The sequence below is a fragment of the Piscinibacter lacus genome (genome assembly GCF_016735685.1).
Lineage (GTDB): Bacteria > Pseudomonadota > Gammaproteobacteria > Burkholderiales > Burkholderiaceae_C > Aquariibacter > Aquariibacter lacus.
The window spans coordinates 1,869,640-1,888,520 of sequence record NZ_JAERRA010000001.1 but is presented as its reverse complement, the minus strand read 5'-3'; the positions used below and the strand labels follow the sequence as shown (position 1 = coordinate 1,888,520).

At 68.2% G+C, this 18,881-nt stretch carries 16 protein-coding genes, 2 tRNA genes and 1 pseudogene; 16 read left to right on the top strand and 3 right to left on the bottom strand.

The features are described from left to right. The first annotated feature begins 48 nt into the window (after positions 1 to 48). From aceA to JI742_RS08420, 11 genes are all read left to right on the top strand, one after another. Positions 49 to 1,365, top strand: a complete 1,317-nt coding sequence (aceA, locus tag JI742_RS08470) for an isocitrate lyase (RefSeq protein WP_201825535.1) — start codon at positions 49 to 51, stop codon at positions 1,363 to 1,365. A 312-nt stretch (positions 1,366 to 1,677) separates the two neighbouring features. After that, complete coding sequence (gene thrS, locus JI742_RS08465) at positions 1,678 to 3,597, top strand: threonine--tRNA ligase (RefSeq protein WP_201825533.1); 1,920 nt, start codon at positions 1,678 to 1,680, stop codon at positions 3,595 to 3,597. Between the two features lie 111 nt (positions 3,598 to 3,708). Next, a complete protein-coding gene (infC, locus tag JI742_RS08460) occupies positions 3,709 to 4,257 on the top strand; it encodes a translation initiation factor IF-3 (RefSeq protein ID WP_201826517.1) in 549 nt (182 codons plus the stop codon). Between the two features lie 154 nt (positions 4,258 to 4,411). Beyond that, a complete protein-coding gene (rpmI, locus tag JI742_RS08455) occupies positions 4,412 to 4,615 on the top strand; it encodes a 50S ribosomal protein L35 (RefSeq protein ID WP_201825531.1) in 204 nt (67 codons plus the stop codon). Positions 4,616 to 4,642: 27 nt separating this feature from the next. Next, positions 4,643 to 4,999: a 50S ribosomal protein L20 gene (rplT, locus tag JI742_RS08450; RefSeq protein ID WP_201825529.1), complete on the top strand. Its 357-nt coding sequence runs from the start codon at positions 4,643 to 4,645 to the stop codon at positions 4,997 to 4,999. Positions 5,000 to 5,129: 130 nt separating this feature from the next. Next, a complete protein-coding gene (locus tag JI742_RS08445; protein WP_201825527.1) occupies positions 5,130 to 6,179 on the top strand; it encodes a phenylalanine--tRNA ligase subunit alpha in 1,050 nt (349 codons plus the stop codon). Positions 6,180 to 6,245: 66 nt separating this feature from the next. Next, positions 6,246 to 8,711 carry a phenylalanine--tRNA ligase subunit beta gene (pheT, locus tag JI742_RS08440; protein ID WP_201825525.1) on the top strand — a complete coding sequence of 822 codons (2,466 nt, stop codon included), beginning with the start codon at positions 6,246 to 6,248 and terminating at the stop codon, positions 8,709 to 8,711. 82 nt (positions 8,712 to 8,793) lie between these two features. Further along, the gene (locus JI742_RS08435) at positions 8,794 to 9,174 is read left to right on the top strand and encodes an integration host factor subunit alpha (protein ID WP_434057644.1); all 381 of its coding nucleotides are present in this window, start codon (positions 8,794 to 8,796) and stop codon (positions 9,172 to 9,174) included. A gap of 34 nt (positions 9,175 to 9,208) precedes the next feature. Further along, the gene (locus JI742_RS08430) at positions 9,209 to 9,613 is read left to right on the top strand and encodes a MerR family transcriptional regulator (protein WP_201826515.1); all 405 of its coding nucleotides are present in this window, start codon (positions 9,209 to 9,211) and stop codon (positions 9,611 to 9,613) included. A gap of 42 nt (positions 9,614 to 9,655) precedes the next feature. Beyond that, positions 9,656 to 9,732 (top strand) — tRNA-Pro (locus JI742_RS08425). A 92-nt stretch (positions 9,733 to 9,824) separates the two neighbouring features. Continuing rightward, positions 9,825 to 9,900 (top strand) — tRNA-Ala (locus tag JI742_RS08420). Positions 9,901 to 10,070: 170 nt separating this feature from the next. On the opposite strand, the pseudogene JI742_RS08415 reads toward JI742_RS08420, so the two are convergent. After that, positions 10,071 to 10,262 (bottom strand): annotated as a pseudogene (locus JI742_RS08415) (cold-shock protein); the annotation flags it as partial. Between the two features lie 201 nt (positions 10,263 to 10,463). Between JI742_RS08415 and clpS the strand changes: the two are divergent. Together clpS and clpA are read left to right on the top strand one after the other, a co-directional pair. Then, positions 10,464 to 10,817, top strand: a complete 354-nt coding sequence (clpS, locus tag JI742_RS08410) for an ATP-dependent Clp protease adapter ClpS (RefSeq protein ID WP_201825521.1) — start codon at positions 10,464 to 10,466, stop codon at positions 10,815 to 10,817. Beyond that, entirely contained in the window at positions 10,814 to 13,138 is a 2,325-nt protein-coding gene (gene clpA, locus JI742_RS08405; RefSeq protein WP_201825519.1) for an ATP-dependent Clp protease ATP-binding subunit ClpA, read from the top strand. Before clpS ends, clpA begins: the two co-directional genes overlap by 4 nt. Positions 13,139 to 13,262: 124 nt before the next feature. Here the strand turns inward: clpA and JI742_RS08400 are convergent, their stop codons facing one another. Next, the gene (locus JI742_RS08400; RefSeq protein ID WP_201825517.1) at positions 13,263 to 14,030 is read right to left on the bottom strand and encodes a TOBE domain-containing protein; all 768 of its coding nucleotides are present in this window, start codon (positions 14,028 to 14,030) and stop codon (positions 13,263 to 13,265) included. Positions 14,031 to 14,078: 48 nt separating this feature from the next. Here JI742_RS08400 and modA point away from each other — a divergent pair, with 48 nt between their 5' ends. From modA to modC, 3 genes are read left to right on the top strand one after another with little or no spacing between them, the layout of a single operon-like run. Next, the gene (modA, locus tag JI742_RS08395; RefSeq protein WP_201825515.1) at positions 14,079 to 14,822 is read left to right on the top strand and encodes a molybdate ABC transporter substrate-binding protein; all 744 of its coding nucleotides are present in this window, start codon (positions 14,079 to 14,081) and stop codon (positions 14,820 to 14,822) included. A gap of 21 nt (positions 14,823 to 14,843) precedes the next feature. Beyond that, the gene (gene modB, locus JI742_RS08390; protein ID WP_201825513.1) at positions 14,844 to 15,530 is read left to right on the top strand and encodes a molybdate ABC transporter permease subunit; all 687 of its coding nucleotides are present in this window, start codon (positions 14,844 to 14,846) and stop codon (positions 15,528 to 15,530) included. Beyond that, positions 15,527 to 16,630: a molybdenum ABC transporter ATP-binding protein gene (modC, locus tag JI742_RS08385; protein WP_201825511.1), complete on the top strand. Its 1,104-nt coding sequence runs from the start codon at positions 15,527 to 15,529 to the stop codon at positions 16,628 to 16,630. The genes modB and modC overlap by 4 nt, the downstream gene beginning before the upstream one ends. Positions 16,631 to 16,822: 192 nt before the next feature. On the opposite strand, the gene JI742_RS08380 is transcribed toward modC, so the two are convergent. Then, positions 16,823 to 18,745: a propionate--CoA ligase gene (locus JI742_RS08380; RefSeq protein ID WP_201825509.1), complete on the bottom strand. Its 1,923-nt coding sequence runs from the start codon at positions 18,743 to 18,745 to the stop codon at positions 16,823 to 16,825. Between the last annotated feature and the right edge of the window lie 136 nt (positions 18,746 to 18,881).

Sequence of the window (18,881 nt, the reverse complement as noted above, 5' to 3'; positions counted from 1 at the left end):
CGCGGCTACGCTATCGCCACTTTCCGTTCCATCCCTGGAGTCTCTCCCATGACGCAACTGACCCGCGAACAACAGATCGCCGCCCTCGAAAAGGACTGGGCCGAAAACCCCCGCTGGAAGGGCGTGAAGCGCGGCTACACCGCGGCTGACGTCGTCCGCCTGCGCGGCAGCGTGCAGATCGAGCACACCCTGGCCAAGCGCGGCGCCGAGAAGCTGTGGGCCCAGTGCAATGGCGCGTCCAAGAAGGGCTATGTCAATGCCTTCGGCGCCATCACCGCCGGCCAGGCCATGCAGCAGGCCAAGGCAGGTGTCGAGGCCGTCTACCTGTCGGGCTGGCAAGTCGCCGCCGACGGCAACACCTCCGAGACCATGTACCCGGACCAGTCGCTCTATGCCTACGACTCGGTGCCGACCATGGTCCGCCGCATCAACAACACCTTCAAGCGCGCGGACGAGATCCAGTGGTCGCGCGGCATCGAGCCGGGCTCGAAGGACTTCATCGACTACTTCCTGCCGATCGTCGCCGATGCGGAAGCCGGCTTCGGCGGCGTGCTGAACGCCTTCGAGCTGATGAAGAACATGATTGCCGCGGGCGCTGCCGGCGTGCACTTCGAAGACCAACTGGCCGCCGTCAAGAAGTGCGGCCACATGGGTGGCAAGGTGCTGGTGCCGACCCAGGAAGCCTGCGAGAAGCTGATCGCCGCGCGCTTCGCCGCCGACGTGATGGGCGTGCCGACCATCGTGCTGGCCCGGACCGATGCGGAAGCCGCCAACCTGATCACCTCCGATCACGACGCCAACGACAAGCCCTTCCTGACCGGTGAGCGCACCCAGGAAGGCTTCTACCGCGTCAAGAACGGTTTGGAGCAGGCCATCAGCCGCGGCGTGGCTTATGCCGCCTACGCCGACCTGGTGTGGTGCGAAACCGGCACGCCGGACCTGGGCTTCGCCCGCGAGTTCGCCCAGGCCGTGCATGCCAAGCACCCGGGCAAGCTGCTGAGCTACAACTGCTCGCCGTCCTTCAACTGGAAGAAGAACCTGGACGACAAGACGATTGCCGCCTTCCAGGACGAGCTGAGCGCGCTGGGCTACAAGTACCAGTTCATCACCCTCGCGGGCATCCACATCAACTGGTACAACACCTTCCAGTTCGCCCAGGCCTATGCCAAGGGCGAGGGCATGAAGCACTACGTCGAGATGGTGCAAGAGCCCGAGTTCCGGGCGCGCGAGCAGGGCTACACCTTCGTGTCGCACCAGCAGGAAGTCGGCGCCGGCTACTTCGACGACGTGACCACCGTGATCCAGGGCGGTTCGTCCTCGGTCAAGGCCCTGACCGGCTCGACCGAAGAAGAGCAGTTCCACTGATCCCGGCGGCCGGCGCAAGCCGGCCCCGAATCGCGTGAACCGCTGGAGGGCCCGGGGCGCAAGCTCCGGGCCCTCTTGCGTGGGGAGGCCCGGGGCTTGAAGCCGGGGGCTCCGCGGCCCCGCACTTAGAATGCGTGCCACCTGAAACACAGCAAGGGCGAGAAGGGCACGACGGTTATGACACCGCGGACTCCGGCTTCCACCCCCATGCAGCGCCGCTGGCGCTGAGCCCGAACCCGCGCGACCGTCCCTGCTCCCCTGAAAAGCGCGGCTCGTTCCCGCGCTTTTTTCTTGTCCGAACGGATTCCTCCCATGCCCGCGATCCAGCTTCCTGACGGCTCCCGCCGTGACTTCCCCGCGCCCGTGACCGTTGCCGAGGTTGCTGCCTCCATCGGCGCCGGCCTGGCCAAGGCCGCGCTGGCCGGCCGCATCGGCCGCGGCGAGGCGGCCCGCCTGGTCGACACCTCGTACACGATCGCCGAAGACATCGAGCTGGCCATCGTGACCGAGAAGGATGCCGACGGCCTGGAGCTGATCCGCCACTCGACGGCCCATTTGCTGGCCTATGCGGTCAAGGAGCTGTTCCCCGAGGCCCAGGTCACCATCGGCCCTGTGATCGAGGACGGCTTCTATTACGACTTCGCCTACAAGCGGCCCTTCACGCCCGAGGACCTGGTCGCCATCGAGCAGCGCATGGGCGAGCTGGCGAGGAAGGACGAGAAGGTCGAGCGCCGCGTGCTGCCGCGCGACGAGGCTGTCGCGCACTTCAAGGCCCAGGGCGAGCACTACAAGGCCGAGATCATCGCCAGCATCCCCGAGGGTCAGGACGTGAGCCTCTACCGCGAGGGCGGTTTCGAGGACCTCTGCCGCGGCCCGCACGTGCCCAGCACCGGCAAGCTGAAGCACTTCAAGCTGATGAAGGTGGCCGGTGCCTACTGGCGCGGCGACCACCGCAACGAGATGCTGCAACGGGTCTACGGCACGGCTTGGGCCAGCAAGGACGATCTGCAGGCCTACCTGCGGCGCATCGAGGAGGCCGAGAAGCGCGACCACCGCAAGCTCGGTCGCGAGCTGGATTTCTTCCACCTCGACGAGCATGCCCCTGGCCTGGTCTTCTGGCACCCCAAGGGCTGGACGCTGTGGCAGCAGGTCGAGCAGACCATGCGGCGCGTCTACCAGGACAACGGCTACTTGGAGGTCAAGGGCCCGCAGATCCTCGACAAGGGCCTGTGGGAGAAGACCGGCCACTGGGACAAGTACCGCGACAACATGTTCACGACCGAGTCGGAGAAGCGCGACTATGCGCTCAAGCCGATGAACTGCCCCGGTCATGTGCTGATCTACAAGCAAGGCCTGAAGAGCTACCGCGACCTGCCGCTGCGCTTCGGCGAGTTCGGCCAGTGCCACCGCAACGAGCCCACCGGCGGCCTGCACGGCATCATGCGGGTGCGTGGCTTCACCCAGGACGACGGCCACATCTTCTGCACCGAGGACCAGATCCTCGACGAATGCGGCGCCTTCACCGAACTGCTGAAGCGTGTCTATGCCGACTTCGGCTTCACCGACATCCTCTACAAGGTCGCGACCCGGCCGGCCGCGCGCATCGGCTCCGACGCGGCCTGGGACAAGGCCGAGGCGGCGCTGTTCGCCAGCCTGGATCGATCCGGCGTGGCCTATGAGATCGCCCCGGGCGACGGCGCCTTCTACGGCCCGAAGATCGAATACACGCTGAAGGACGCGCTGGGCCGGCCCTGGCAGTGCGGCACGATCCAGGTGGACTTTGCGCTGCCCGAACGCCTGGACGCCGAGTACGTGGCCGAGGACGGCAGCCGCCAGCGGCCGGTGATGCTGCACCGGGCCATCCTCGGCAGCCTGGAGCGCTTCATCGGCATCCTGATCGAGCAGCATGCCGGCGCGCTGCCGGCCTGGCTGGCGCCGGTGCAGGTGGCGGTGCTCAACATCACCGATGCCCAGGCCGATTACGCCCGCGAAGTCGCCAAAACGCTGCAAAAACAAGGCCTTAGGGTTGCGCTTGACCTGCGCAACGAGAAGATCACGTATAAAATCCGTGAGTATTCGATGCAAAAGCTCCCCTACATCCTCGTCGTTGGTGACAAGGAGATGGCAGCGGGAGCCGTTGCGGTGCGCGCCCGGGGCAACCAAGACCTCGGAGCGATGGCCCTGGAAGCCTTCTCCCAGAAGATCACCGGTGACATCGCCCGCAAGGCCTGAACAGGCCCGCGGCGTCAGACGACTGTTGCCTCGGCACGGTCAAGTGACGCCCTTGCGTCGGGGCGCACCCCGATCAATCAATGAGCCCCAGGGCTCGGAAGGACCCAGACCATCGCTAATTTCTTCGAGCGCCGCATCCGCAACGACGAGCGCAAGCACCGCCTCAACCGGGAGATCATGGCGCCGGAGGTGCGGGTCAACGGTCCCGAGAACGAGCCCCTGGGCGTCATGACGATCATGGAGGCGCTGCGCCTCGCTGGCGAACAGGATGTGGATCTGGTCGAGATTGCGCCGACGGCGGATCCCCCGGTCTGCCGCCTGATGGACTACGGCAAGTTCAAGTACGCCGAAGCCAAGAAGGCCGCCGAAGCCAAGGCCAAGCAGCACGTCGTCGACATCAAGGAAATCAAGTTCCGCCCCGGCACCGACGACGGTGACTACGCGATCAAGCTGCGCAACATGCGTCGCTTCCTCGAAGACGGCGACAAGTGCAAGGTCACCCTGCGTTACCGTGGTCGCGAGATCACCCACCAGGAGATCGGCATGCGGCTGCTGGAACGGGTGCGCGATGACCTGGCGGACGTCTCGTTGGTCGAGAACATGCCCAAGCTCGAAGGCCGCCAGATGATCATGGTGCTGGCGCCGAAGAAGCGAAAATAAGTGGTTTGGGCTGCGGCGGTTTGGTCACCGCGGCGGCCCTGGATCCGGCTTCGGCCGGGTCCGGCATCACCGGTTCGCCGGGGATGCGGTGCCTGCCGGCCCCCAAGTCCGCGAGCGGTTCGCGGCGCCGGCTGGAACAACAGAAGGAGCAGTCATGCCCAAGATGAAGACCAAGAGCAGCGCGAAGAAGCGCTTCCGCGTGCGGCCGGGTGGCAGCGTCAAGCGCGGCCAAGCCTTCAAGCGTCACATCCTGACCAAGAAGACGACCAAGAACAAGCGTCAGCTCCGCGGCGCGGTGAATGTGCATGAGACCAACATGGGTCACATGGCGCAGATGCTGCCGTTCGCTGGCCTGTAATCACCACATCGACTGAAGGAGTAAGACATGCCTCGCGTCAAACGTGGTGTTACCGCCCGCGCTCGTCACAAGAAGGTCCTGGCCCTGGCCAAGGGCTACCGTGGTCGTCGGAAGAACGTCTATCGCATCGCCAAGCAGGCGGTGATGAAGGCCGGTCAGTACGCTTATCGTGACCGCCGCAACCGCAAGCGGGTGTTCCGCCGGCTGTGGATCGCCCGGATCAACGCCGCCTCGCGTGCGCTGGGCCTGACCTACAGCCGCTTCATGGCCGGCCTGAAGAAGGCTGCGATCGAAGTGGACCGCAAGATGCTGGCCGACATGGCCGTCAACGATCCGGCCGCCTTCGGCAGCATCGTCGAGAAGGCCAAGGCGCAACTCGCCTGAAGGGCTTGAGGCCATGCCGGGGCTGAGACCCTGGCCCGGCCCCATCCCCCGCTTCAAGGCCTGCCCCGCGGCAGGCCTTTTTCGTCTCTGCGGTAGCTGCTGCCGCGTCCCTTGTCTTCCTGTTCCGCCCATGACCGACACCGTGATCCCGCTGGCCGATCTGGCCGACCACGCGGCCCGCGATTTCGCCGCTGCCGCGACCCCGGCTGCGCTGGAGGACGCCAAGGCCCGCTACCTCGGCAAGACCGGCGTGCTGACGGAGCTGATGAAGGGCCTGGGCAAGCTCGACCCCGAGGCGCGCAAGGCCCGCGGGGCCGAGATCAATGCCGTGAAGGCCCAGGTCGAGGCCGCGCTGAACGCCCGCCGTCAGGCCCTGGCCGAGGCCGAACTCTGCCGCCAGTTGCAGGCCGAGGCCCTGGACGTGAGCCTGCCCGGCCGCCGTCGTGGCGCGGGCAGCCTGCATCCGGTGATGCGGGCAATGGAGCGCATCGAGGCCATCTTCGGCTCGATGGGTTTCGAGGTGGCTGACGGCCCCGAGATCGAGACCGACTGGTTCAACTTCACCGCGCTGAACACGCCGGCCGACCATCCGGCCCGGTCGATGCACGACACCTTCTACGTCGAAGGCGACCACGTGCTGCGCACCCACACCAGCCCGATGCAGATCCGGCATGCGGTGCGTCATGTGAAGGCCCACCGCCACCTGATCGACGCCGGCCAGACCATGCCCGAGATCCGCGTGATCGCGCCGGGCCGCACCTACCGCGTCGACAGCGACGCGACCCACTCGCCGATGTTTCACCAGGTCGAAGGCCTGTGGATCGGCGAGGCCATCAGCTTCAAGGACCTGAAGGCCGTCTACCTCGACTTCATCCAGCAGTTCTTTGAATCGAAGGATCTGGAACTGCGCTTCCGCCCCAGCTTCTTCCCCTTCACCGAGCCGAGTGCCGAGATCGACATCATGTTCGGCCAGGGCCCGCTGAAGGGCCGCTGGCTGGAAGTGTCGGGCTCCGGCCAGGTGCATCCGCAGGTCATCCGCAACATGGGCCTGGACCCGGAGCGCTACCTCGGCTTCGCCCTCGGCTCGGGCATCGACCGCCTGGCCATGCTGCGCTACGGCGTGAACGACCTGCGCCTTTTCTTCGACGGCGACCTGCGCTTCCTCGCGCAGTTCCAGTGAGCGGGCCTTCTTCAATCGCCCCTCGCCCTCACCGCCGTCCGAGCCGAAACGAGCTGATCCCCTGCCATGCAATTCCCCGAATCCTGGCTGCGCGCCTTCTGCAACCCGCCGCTGAGCACGGTCGAACTGGCCGAGACCCTCACCATGGCCGGCCTGGAAGTGGAGGAGCTGCGCCCGGTGGCGCCGCCCTTCACGCAAGTCGTCGTCGGCGAGGTGAAGGCCCTCAGCCGCCATCCGAATGCCGACCGCCTGAACGTCTGCGAGGTCGATGACGGCAGCGGTGCCCTGCTGCAGATCGTCTGCGGCGCGCCGAATGTCGCCGTCGGCCTGAAGGTGCCTTGCGCGCGGGTCGGGGCCGAGCTGCCGCCGGCCGAGCCGGGCGGCGAGCCCTTCCGCATCAAGCTGGGCAAGCTGCGCGGCATCGAGAGCGCGGGCATGCTGTGCTCGGCCCGCGAGCTGAAGCTGTCCGAGGAACACGCCGGCCTGATGCTGCTGCCAGCCGAGGCGCCGGTCGGCACCGACCTGCGCGAGCTGCTGCATCTCGACGACACCCTGTTCACGCTCAAGCTCACGCCGAATCTGGCGCACTGCCTCAGCGTCTACGGCATCGCGCGTGAGCTGTCGGCCCTGACCGGTGCGCCGCTGCTGGAGCCGACGATCGCCCCAGTGCCGGCCAGCCGCGACGAGCGCGTGCCGGTCGCGATCGAGGCCCCCGACCTTTGCGGCCGCTTCAGCGGCCGGGTGATCCGCGGCCTGAACCCGCAAGCCCGCACGCCCGACTGGATGGCCGAGCGCCTGCGCCGCTGCGGCCAGCGGCCGGTGAGCGCGCTGGTCGATCTGTCGAACTACCTGATGTTCGAGCTGGGTCGGCCCAGCCACGTCTTCGACCTCGACACGCTCCAGGGCGGCCTGAGCGTGCGCTGGGGCCGGGCGGGCGAGCAGCTCACCCTGCTGAACGGCCAGACCGTCGAGCTCGGCCCGGATGGCGCCGGCCAGCCGGTCGGCGTGATCGCCGATGCGGCCGGCGTGGAATCGCTGGCCGGCATCATGGGCGGCCAGGCGGCGGCGGTGTCCGATGCGACGCGCAACGTCTATGTCGAATGCGCCTTCTGGTGGCCGCAGGCGGTGGCCGGCCGCTCGCGGCGCTACAAGTTCTCGACCGACGCGGGTCACCGCTTCGAGCGCGGTGTCGATGCCGAGCGCACCGCGCTGCACCTGGAGCGGCTGACGGCGCTGATCCTCGAAGTCTGCGGCACGCCGGAGACCACGGTCGGCCCGGTCGACGACACCGTCAGCGCGCTGCCCGCCCGGCCGCCGCTGGCCCTGCGCCTGGCCCGGGCCGAGAAGGTGATCGGCATGCCGGTCGGCACGACCCGCGCGCTGGAAATCTTCCAGCGCCTGGGCCTGGCGCCGGTCGTCGAGGCGGCGCAAGCGGGGCAGGGCGGGGACGTGATCCGCATCACCCCGCCAAGCTGGCGCTTCGACTTGCAGATCGAAGAGGACCTGATCGAGGAGCTGATCCGCGTGATCGGCTACCCGCAACTTCCGAACACACCACCCCGGGCCCCGGTCACCGCCCGCGTGCGCTCCGAGACCCGCCGCGGCAACCATGCCTTGCGCCATGCCCTGGCCGGCCTGGGCTACCAGGAGACGGTGAACTACAGCTTCGTCGAAGCCCGCTGGGAGCAGGAACTGGCCGGTAACGCCGAGCCGATCCGCGTGCTCAACCCCATCGCCAGTCCGCTGGCGGTGATGCGATCCAGCCTGATCGGCAGCCTGGTCGCCGTGCTCCGCCACAACCTGGCGCGCAAGGCGCCGCGGGTGCGGGTGTTCGAGCTGGGCCGCGTCTTCCTGCGCGATGCCACGGTCGCCGACAGCGACAGCACCGTGGCCGGCGTGCAACAGCCGCTGCGCCTGGCCGGCCTGGCCTTCGGCGCGGTCGACGCGCTGCAGTGGGGCAGCCGCGAGCGCACGGTCGACTTCTTCGACGCCAAGGGCGATGTCGAGGCCCTGCTGAGCCCGCGCCAGGCCCGATTCGTGGCGGCCGAGCATCCGGCCCTGCATCCGGGCCGCAGCGCCCGCATCGAACTCGACGGCCAGGCCATCGGCTGGGTCGGCGAGCTGCACCCGCGCTGGCGCCAGGCCTATGAGCTGCCGGGCGCGCCCGTGCTCTTCGAGCTTGACGTGGAAGCGCTGCAGCGCCTGCCGCTGCCGCAGTTGCAGGCCCTGCCCAAGCTGCTGCCGGTGCAGCGCGACCTGGCGCTGATCGCTGGGGATGCGGTCTCGCACGAGGCGCTGATCGCAGCGCTGATGGACGCCCCGCATGGCGGACTACTGCGTCGTGCGCGCCTCTTCGATGTCTACCGGCCCGCAGCGGCAACGGGCGAGGTGAGCCCCGGTGAACGCAGCCTGGCCGTGCGCCTGGACCTGCTGGACGAGGACAGCACATTGACCGACGAACGCATCGACGCCACCCTGCAATCCGTGATGTCCCATCTGGCTTCGACACTGGCCGTTCGCCTGCGCGGCTGAGGATCCGACCATGCCCATGATCGTCCACGACGACCCAAGCGACGACCGCGACCCCGAAGCCGGGCCCGATGCCCCTGGCGAGCTGCTGCATGCAAGGGCCAATGGGCTCGTGGACAGCAAGGAGGGTGCCGCCCTGCTGGCCAGCTTCGAGACCCCGACCCTGACCAAAGCCGAGCTGGCCGAGCTGCTCTTCGAACGCCTGGGCCTGAACAAGCGCGAATCGAAGGACATGGTCGAAGCCTTCTTCGAGCTCATCCACGGCCGCCTCGTCAGCGGGCAGGATGTGAAGCTCTCGGGCTTCGGCAACTTCCAGATCCGCCGCAAGGCGCCGCGGCCCGGCCGCAATCCGCGCACCGGCGAGACCATCCCGATCAAGGCCCGGGATGTGGTCACTTTTCACGCCAGCCCCAAGCTGAAGGCCCTGGTGCAGGGCGAGGCCGGGGCGGACGAGCAGTTCGAGTAAAGTATGAGCTTCTTCTGATTCGCCGTTGATCTTTATGGAAAAAGCGCTTCCGCCGATCCCCGCCAAGCGCTACTTCACCATCGGCGAAGTCAGCGAGCTTTGCGGCGTCAAGCCGCATGTGCTGCGCTACTGGGAGCAGGAGTTCACCCAGCTTCGCCCCATGAAGCGGCGTGGCAACCGCCGCTACTACCAGCACCATGAGGTGCTGTTGATCCGGCGCATCCGGGAACTGCTCTACGAACAGGGTTTCACGATCAGCGGCGCCCGCAATCGCCTCGGCGACCTGCGATCGACGCCCGACGAGTTGCCCGAGGCAGCGCAGGGCGGGACCGCGTCCGACACCCCACACCCCCTGCCTGCGGTTCAGGCCACAAGCACGGCTGACCGGCAGGTGCTGATCAGTGAGTTGTTGCTGATTCGCAGTCTCTTGATGGCCTGAACGGCGGCCAGCATCAAACTGCGGTTATAGTAGAGGGCTCGTCGGGGTGTAGCGCAGCCTGGTAGCGCACTTGCATGGGGTGCAAGGGGTCGCGAGTTCGAATCCCGCCACCCCGACCACGAGACCAAGTCCCCGGAAGCTCCCCGGCTTCCGGGGCACCCGTGTCAGGGCCAAAAGCCCGGTCACGCGCAAGAATCCACAGGATTGTTTTGGGGGGGTAGCTCAGCTGGGAGAGCGTCGCGTTCGCAATGCGAAGGTCGGGAGTTCGATCCTCCTCCTCTCCACCAGAACTTGTTGGCCCGCGTCTCACGACGCGGGCCTTTTTCTTGGCTGCTGCGTTTGCCCCAGGGCGGGGAGAGTCGTGGGCCCGTGCTCAGGCCGCGCGCAGATCGGCGCCCTGCTCAAGCGGGGCGGCGCTGGCCCGGCGCTCCTCGGCAAGGGGCCGGCCCTGGCTCACGATCTGCTGGGCCAGGCGACCCTTGGGGCCTTGGACCACCTCGTACTGCACGCGCGAGCCCTGCTTCAGCGTGCGGAAGCCGTCCATCTGGATGGCTGAAAAGTGCGCGAAGACGTCCTCGCCGCCGTCATCCGGCGCGATGAAGCCAAAGCCTTTGGCATCGTTGAACCACTTGACGGTACCGGTCTGCATCAGACGCTCCTGAGCGGTCGAGATCCGGGCGATTCTGCGAAGGCCGGCAACTTGATGTCAAGGCAATGTCCAGGTCTGTCCAGTAGGCGTTCAGGCTTCGGTCACGCAAGACCGTGCAAGCTGCCATCGCGAGGGCGCAAGCCGGGCTTGCCCCCGGCCCCGCAATCCGGAAGGGTGTGGGGGCGTCGATAGAATTGCGACATGTCGAGTCCATCCCGCCCCAAGGATCCAGCGCCTCCCGGCCCGCCCCAGGAGGACGGTCAGGGCACGGTGCTTGCCGAGCGCAAGACGGCCAAAGTGGAGCCACCCCGCATGTTCCAGGTGGTGTTGCTCAATGACGACTTCACGCCGATGGAATTTGTCGTCATGGTTTTGCAGGAGTTTTTCCAGCGTGACCTGGAGAGCGCCACGCAGATCATGCTGAAGATCCATCACGAAGGACGGGGCGTCTGCGGCGTCTACACCAAGGACGTCGCGGCCACGAAGGTAGAACTGGTGCTCACGGCCGCGCGTCGGTCCGGGCATCCCCTGCAATGCACCATGGAGGCCACATGATTGCCCAAGAACTCGAGGTGAGCCTGCACATGGCGTTCGTGGAAGCACGCCAACAGCGCCACGAATTCATCACGGTCGAGCACCTGTTGCTCGCGCTGCTCGACAACCCCTCGGCCTCCGAGGTGCTGAAGGCCTGCTCCGCCAACATCGACGACCTGCGCAAGAGCTTGACGCAGTTCATCAAGGAGAACACGCCCACCGTGGGCGGAACCGATGAGGTCGACACCCAGCCGACGCTCGGCTTCCAGCGCGTGATTCAGCGCGCGATCATGCATGTGCAGTCCACCGGCAACGGCAAGAAGGAAGTGACCGGCGCGAACGTGCTGGTCGCCATCTTCGGCGAGAAGGACTCGCACGCGGTCTACTACCTGCACCAGCAGGGCGTGACGCGGCTTGACGTGGTGAACTTCATCGCCCACGGCATCAAGAAGAGCGAGCCGCCCGAGCCCAGCAAGGGTCCGGAGAGCAGCAGCGGCAGCGCGGGCAGCGACAGCGAGAAGGAAGAGGGCGGCAGCGAAGGCAAGGCCTCGCCGCTCGACCAGTTCACGCAGAACCTGAACCAGGCGGCGCGCGAGGGCAAGATCGATCCGCTGATCGGCCGCGAGGGCGAGGTCGAACGGGTCATCCAAATCCTCTGCCGCCGGCGCAAGAACAACCCGCTGCTGGTCGGCGAGGCCGGCGTCGGCAAGACCGCCATCGCCGAGGGCCTGGCCTGGCGCATCACCGAGGGCGATGTGCCCGAAGTCCTGGCCGACGCGACCGTCTACGCGCTCGACATGGGCGCGCTGCTGGCCGGCACCAAGTACCGCGGCGACTTCGAGCAACGCTTGAAGAGCGTGCTCAAGCAGCTCAAGGAGCAGCGCGGCGCAGTGCTGTTCATCGACGAGATCCACACCTTGATCGGCGCGGGCGCGGCCTCGGGCGGCACGCTGGATGCGAGCAACCTGCTCAAGCCCGCCTTGTCCAGCGGCCAGCTCAAGTGCATCGGTGCGACCACCTTCACCGAGTACCGCGGCATCTTCGAGAAGGACGCGGCGCTGTCGCGGCGCTTCCAGAAGGTCGACGTGGGCGAGCCCTCGGTCGAGCAGACCATCGAGATCCTCAAGGGCCTCAAGAGCCGCTTCGAGGAGCATCACAGCGTGAAGTACGCGCTGGGCGCGCTGCAGGCCGCGGCCGAGCTGTCGGCCAAGTACATCAATGACCGTCATCTGCCGGACAAGGCCATCGACGTGATCGACGAGGCCGGGGCCGCGCAGCGCATCCTGCCCAAGAGCAAGCAGAAGAAGACCATCACCCGCGCCGAGGTCGAGGACATCGTCGCCAAGATCGCGCGCATCCCGCCGCAGAGCGTCAGCAACGACGACCGCAGCAAGCTCAAGACCCTGGACCGCGACCTGAAAAATGTGGTCTTCGGCCAGGATGCCGCCATCGACGCGCTGGCTGCCGCCATCAAGATGGCCCGCTCCGGCCTGGGCAAGCCCGACAAGCCGATCGGTGCCTTCCTGTTCAGCGGCCCCACCGGGGTCGGCAAGACCGAGGTGGCCAAGCAACTCGCCTACACCCTGGGCATCGACCTGATCCGCTTCGACATGTCGGAGTACATGGAGCGCCACACGGTCAGCCGCCTGATCGGCGCGCCCCCGGGCTATGTCGGCTTCGACCAGGGCGGCCTCATGACCGAGGCCATCAACAAGAAGCCGCACTGCGTGCTGCTGCTCGACGAGATCGAGAAGGCGCATCCGGATGTCTTCAATGTGCTGCTGCAGGTGATGGACCACGGCACGCTGACCGACAACAACGGCCGCAAGTCCGATTTCCGCAACGTCATCATCATCATGACGACCAATGCGGGCGCCGAGACCATGCAGAAGTCGGTGATCGGCTTCACCAACGTCCGCGAGTCGGGCGATGAGATGGCCGACATCAAGCGACTGTTCACGCCCGAGTTCCGCAACCGGCTGGATGCCATCGTGTCCTTCCGCGCGCTGGACGAGGAGATCATCCTGCGCGTGGTCGACAAGTTCCTGCTGCAGCTCGAAAGCCAGCTCACCGATAAGAAGGTCGAGGTCAGCTTCAGCGACGCGCTGCGCAAGCACCTGGGCCGCAAGGGCTTCGATCCGCTGATGGGTGCCCGGCCGATGCAGCGCCTGATCCAGGACACCATCCGCCGCGCGCTGGCCGATGAGCTGCTGTTCGGTCGCCTGACCGATGGCGGTCGTCTGTCGGTCGATGTCGACGAGGCCGGCGAGGTCACGCTCGACATCCAGCCCATCCGCAAGAACGACCGGCCGAGCAAGGCCGAGCCGGCCACGACGGACTGAGTCGGGCCGGAAGCAGGCTCGGCCCGGGAGGGTCGGGCCTGCGATTGGATGGCTGGCTGGCCACGGCAGGCGAGGGCGCCACGGCCCCGGCGAGTGGCGCAGGCCGAAGGAGCTGCCTTGAGGCTCAGCCCGCGCGGGCCAGCACTAGGGCGTTCTCGTCCACCCAGGCCTCCACCAGGTCACCGGCCTTGATGTCGGCCTCCGACTCGGCAAAACCGACCCAGTGCAGGCCGTCCGGCAAGGCCAAGGTGAGCTCGTGGCGCATGCGCCGGTCCTCGGCCACACGGACGGCCCGGCCCATTAGCCGGTTGACCGTCGAGGCTTCAGCCCCCGGGCGCGCCACCCGCACCGCGGTGGCCTTGCACAGCAGCAGCAGGGCGGCGCCGGGCCGCAAGTCAAGCAGCTCGACGCTTTCCAGCGTGATCTGCGCATGCAGCGCCTCGCCGCCCGGCAGGCGCAGGGCCACCCGGCCGAAGCCCAGGCGGGTTTCCACCCCCGCCACCGTGCAGGGCATCTGATTGCGCATGCTGGTCCGCAGGGCCAGGGCGGCCAGGCCGGCAGCGGCCTGATCGGCATCGCCGGCCTGCAGGGCCGCAAGCACCTCGGCCCGCGCCTGGTCAAGGCGGCTCGCGGCGGCCAGCACCCGGCGGCCGCTGGCCGTCAGCACTGCGCCGCCGCCACCGCCACCGCCCACCGCCTTCTCGACCAGGGGCGTGCCGGCCAGGTTGGACAGGGTCTCCAGCGCCTGCCAAGCCGCCTTGTAGCTGACGCCCGCACGCCGCGCCGCCTCCGAGATGGAACCGGCCTCGTCGATGCGGCGCAGGATGTCGATGCGCTTGTCGGTGCTGCTGGCGGACAGGGCCTGGGCCAGTCCGGAGGGGGTGAGGGCCATGGCGCGCAGTTTGGCCTAGACTCTCGCTATTCAAGAAAGGAATAGCGTATGGTGTTCAGGTGGATGGCCACGCTCGGCCTGCTCGCTGGGCTGATCGCCACCCCGGCTGTTCGGGCGGACGTGGTCAAGGTCGCCGTGGCGTCCAACTTCGCCGCGCCCATCCAGCGCATCGCCGCCGACTTCGAGCAGGCCACCGGCCACAAGCTGCTGATCAGCCTGGGCTCGACCGGCAAATTCCACGCGCAGATCCGCAACGGCGCGCCCTTCGACGTCCTGCTGGCCGCCGATCAGGAGACCCCGCGCAAGCTGGAAGCCGAAGGCCTGGCCGTGCCCGGCAGCCGCTTCACCTACGCCACCGGCCGCCTGGTGCTGTGGAGCCGGGATGCCGGCCGGGTCGATGCGGAGGGCAGGGTGCTGCAAGGCGGCGGCTTCGAACGCCTGGCGATCGCCGACCCGCGCCTGGCACCCTACGGCGCGGCGGCTGCCGCCGTGATCGACAAGCTCGGCTTGAAGGACACGCTGGCCCCTCGGCTGGTGCAGGGCGACAGCATCGGCCAAGCCCACCAGTTCGTCGCCAGCGGCCATGCTGAACTGGGCTTCGTCGCCCTGGCCCAGGTGCTGGTCGACGGCAGGCTGACGGGCGGCTCCGCCTGGCGGGTGCCCGAGGCCCTGCATGCCCCGCTGCATCAGGATGCTGTGCTTCTGCGTCCGGGGGCCGATCGGCCCGCCGCCCGGGCCTTGCTCGATCACCTGCGCAGCGTGCGGCTCGAGTCCTTCGGCTATGCCCGTTGAGCCCTGCCGGAGCCAGGCGCGATGACCGTGGATGCCGCGGACGTCGAGGCCATCGTCCTGACCCTGAAGCTGGCCGCGCTGAGCAGCCTGATCCTGCTGCTGCTGGCCACCCCGCTGGCCTGGTGGCTGGCCCAGGGCCGCTCGCGCGGGCGGGCCGCCGTCTCGGCCCTGGTGACGCTGCCGCTGGTGCTGCCGCCGACGGTGCTCGGCTTCTACCTGCTGGTGCTGCTGGGGCCGGACGGGCCGGTCGGCCAGCTCACCCGCCACATGGGCTGGGGCCTGCTCTCCTTCAGCTTCACGGGGCTGCTGATCGGCTCGGTCCTTGCCTCGCTGCCCTTTGCGGTGCAGCCGATCCAGCATGCCTTCGAAAGCCTGGGCCGGCGGCCGATGGAGGTGGCCGCCACCCTGCGGGCGCGTCCGCTCGACGCCTTCTTCAGCGTCGCCCTGCCGCAGGCACGTGCCGGCCTGCTGACCGCAGTCATCCTGAGCTTTGCGCACACCATCGGCGAATTCGGCATGGTGCTGATGGTCGGCGGCAACATTCCGGGCGAGACCCGGGTGGTCTCGACCCAGATCTACGGCCATGTCGAGGCCCTGGAACTGGGCCGTGCCCACACCCTGGCCGCCGGCATGGTGCTGCTGTCCTTCGGCGTGCTGCTGATGCTGGCCCGCATGCGCCGCGGCCGCGGCGGGCGGGTGGCGCCATGAGCGCGCCGTCCGCGTCCGGCGCATCGGCCTGCATCGTCACGCTCGACTGGCCCCGCGGGGCCTTCCACCTCCAGGTCGACCTGCGCCTGCCGGCCACTGGTGTGACCGTGCTGTTCGGCGCCTCCGGCTCGGGCAAGACCACGGTGCTGCGCTGCCTGGCCGGCCTGGAGCGTGCGCCCCAGGGCCGGGTCGACCTGGCCGGCCAGCTCTGGCAGGACGAGGCCCACCGCCACTTCCTGCCGACCTGGAAGCGGCCGGTCGGCATGGTCTTCCAGGAAGCCTCGCTGTTCGAGCACCTCAGCGTCGCCGCCAACCTGCGCTATGGCCTGCGGCGCGTCGGCAGCGTGCGGGCGGCCCGCACGCTGGAGGCTGCGATCGACATCCTCGGCATCGGCCACCTGATGGACCGCATGCCCGAGGCGCTCTCGGGCGGGGAGCGCCAGCGCACGGCCATCGCCCGCGCGCTGGCCACCGACCCGCAGCTGCTGCTGTTCGACGAGCCGCTCGCCGCCCTGGATCCGGCCCGCAAGAAGGAGGTGCTGCCCTGGCTGGAGCGCCTGCGCGCCGAGCTGCGACTGCCGATGGTCTATGTGACCCATGCGCCGGAGGAACTGGCCCGCCTCGCCGACCATGTGGTGGTGCTGGCGCAGGGCAGGGTGCTGCGGCAGGGCCCCGTGGGCGAGGTGCTGGCCGCCCTTGACCTGCCGCTGCTTGGCGGCGACGAACAAGGCGTGGTGATCGATGCGGTGCTGGCCGAACGCGCGTCGCGCTGGCATCTGGCCCGGGCCGACTTCGCCGGCGGCAGCCTCTGGTTGCGCGACACCGAACGCCCGCTGGGCAGCCCGCTGCGCCTGCGGTTGCAGGCACGCGACCTGAGCCTGGCCACCCAGGCGCCGCAGGGCAGCAGCATCCAGAACCTGCTGCGGGGGCGGATTGAAGCGGTCGCGGACGACCGCCATCCCTCGCAGCGGCTGGTGCGGCTGCGCGTCGGCGATGCACCGATGCTCGCCCGCATCACCGCCCGGGCCTGGGACCAGCTTGGCCTGGCGATCGGGCAGACGGTCTGGATCCAGGTCAAGACCGTGGCGCTGCTGGCTTGAGGAAAGCCTGAGCAACCATCACTGCTTGCTATTGTTTTACATAATAATCATTAGCGCGGTTAACAAGTTGCGCTTGCACTCGCTCCGGGTCGATGAGCTCCCAGGCAGCGGACCGCGCCGAAAGCGCGGAACCCGCGTCCCGGTGAGCCACAGCCACCAGGAACGCGGGTCAGCGAGCCGGTCGAGCCGGACTCAGCGCGGCGCCTGCACCATCTGGCGGATGGTCTCCAGCGAGCTGGGGTCGTCGATGGTCGTCAGGTCACCCGGATCGCGGCCTTCGCAGACGGCCTGGATCGCGCGGCGCAGCAGCTTGCCCGAGCGGGTCTTGGGCAGCAGGTTGACAAAGCGCACGCGGGCCGGACGGGCCACCGCGCCCAGATTGCCGTCGACGAGCTTCATGATCTCGGCCTCCAGCGCCTTGCAGGCCGCCTCGTCGTCAAGGCGGCTGCTGTCCTTCGCGACGGCAAAGGCCATGGCCACCTGACCCTTGAGCGAGTCGGCCACGCCGACCACGGCCACCTCGGCGACGTTCGGGTGGCTGGCAATCGCCTCCTCGATCTCGCGGGTGCCCAGACGGTGGCCGGCGACATTGATCACGTCGTCGGTGCGGCCCAGGATGAAGTGGTAGCCGTCGGCATCGCGGATGCCCCAGTCGAAGGTCGAATACACCTGACGGCCGGGGATGCTCGACCAGTAGGTCTTCACGAAGCGCGCATCGTCCTGCCAGATGGTCTGCATGCAGCCCGGCGGCAGCGGGTACTCGACGCAGACCACGCCCTTCTGGTTGCCGCCCAGCAGTTCCTCGCCGCTGGCCTCGTCGAAAAGCTTGACGCTGTAGCCGGGCATGGGCACGCCGGGCGAGCCGAACTTGCTGGTCTGGGCATCCACCCCGTTGGCCAGGCCGAGGATGGGCCAGCCGGTCTCGGTCTGCCAGTAGTTGTCGATGATGGGCTTGCCCAGCGCGGCCGAGATCCAGGTGGCGGTGGGCTCGTCGAGCGGCTCGCCGGCCAGGAAAAGCGCGCGCAGCGAACTGAGGTCATGCCGCTTCAGCGCTTCCGGATCGGCCTTCTTCAGCACCCGCACCGCGGTGGGCGCGCTGAACATCACGGTGACCTTGAAGCGCTCGACCAGTTGCCACCAGATGGCGGCATCCGGGCGGGTCGGCAGGCCTTCGTAGACCAGGGTGGCCATGCCGTGCAGCAGCGGGCCGTAGACGATGTAGCTGTGGCCCACCACCCAGCCGATGTCGCTGGTGGAGAAATAGACCTCGCCGGGCTTGCCCGCGTAGATCTGCTCCATCGATGCGGCCAGCGCCACGGCATAGCCGCCGGTGTCGCGCTGCACGCCCTTGGGCTTGCCGGTCGTGCCGCTGGTGTAGAGGGTGTAGCTCGGCGCCGTGCTTTCCAGCCAGACCACCGGCACCTTCGCGTCCAGATGCTGTTCGCGCAGCGCGGCGTAGTCCAGGTCGCGGCCGGGCACGGTCTCCATCGGCGCCAGGCCGCGGTCAACCATCAGCACCGAAGCCGGCTTGTGTTGGGCCAGGCGGATCGCCTCGTCAAGCAGCGGCTTGTAGGGCACGACCTTGCCGCCGCGGCTGCCCGCATCGGCGCTGACGACCAGCTTGGGCTGGGCATCGTCGATGCGGCTGGCCAGGCTGCCACTGGCGAAACCGCCGAAGACGACCGAGTGGATCGCGCCGATCCGCACGCAGGCCAGCATGGCGAAGATCGCCTCGGGCACCATGGGCATGTAGACCAGCACCCGGTCGCCCTGCCCCACCCCCTGGGCCTGCAGGATGGCGGCCATGCGCTCGACCTCGCGCAGCAGCTCGGCGAAGCTGTAGATGCGTTCCTGGTGCGTCTCGGTCGAGACCCAGATCAGCGCCTGCGCCCCGGGCGTGTCGCGCGCATGGCGGTCGACGGCGTTGTGACACAGGTTGGTGCGGCCGCCCACGAACCAGCGCGCGAACGGCGGGTTCGAGGTGTCGCAGACCTGGCTGAAGGGCGTGTCCCACTCGATGCGGGCGGCCTGTTCGGCCCAGTAGGTTTCGCGGTCGCTGATCGACCGCTGGTGCACGGCGGAATAGGCCGGCGAGAGGGGCGCGGCAAGGCTCATCGTAGGTCTCCTCGGTCGGTGGCGGCGGGGCCGGCCTGCGCGGGTGGCACGGCCGGTCTCCGCAAAGTCTTGTGTCTTATAGAAGACTTGATCCAGCCGCCATTGCAGGCGCTCGCGCTGACTGGCCGCTGACTTC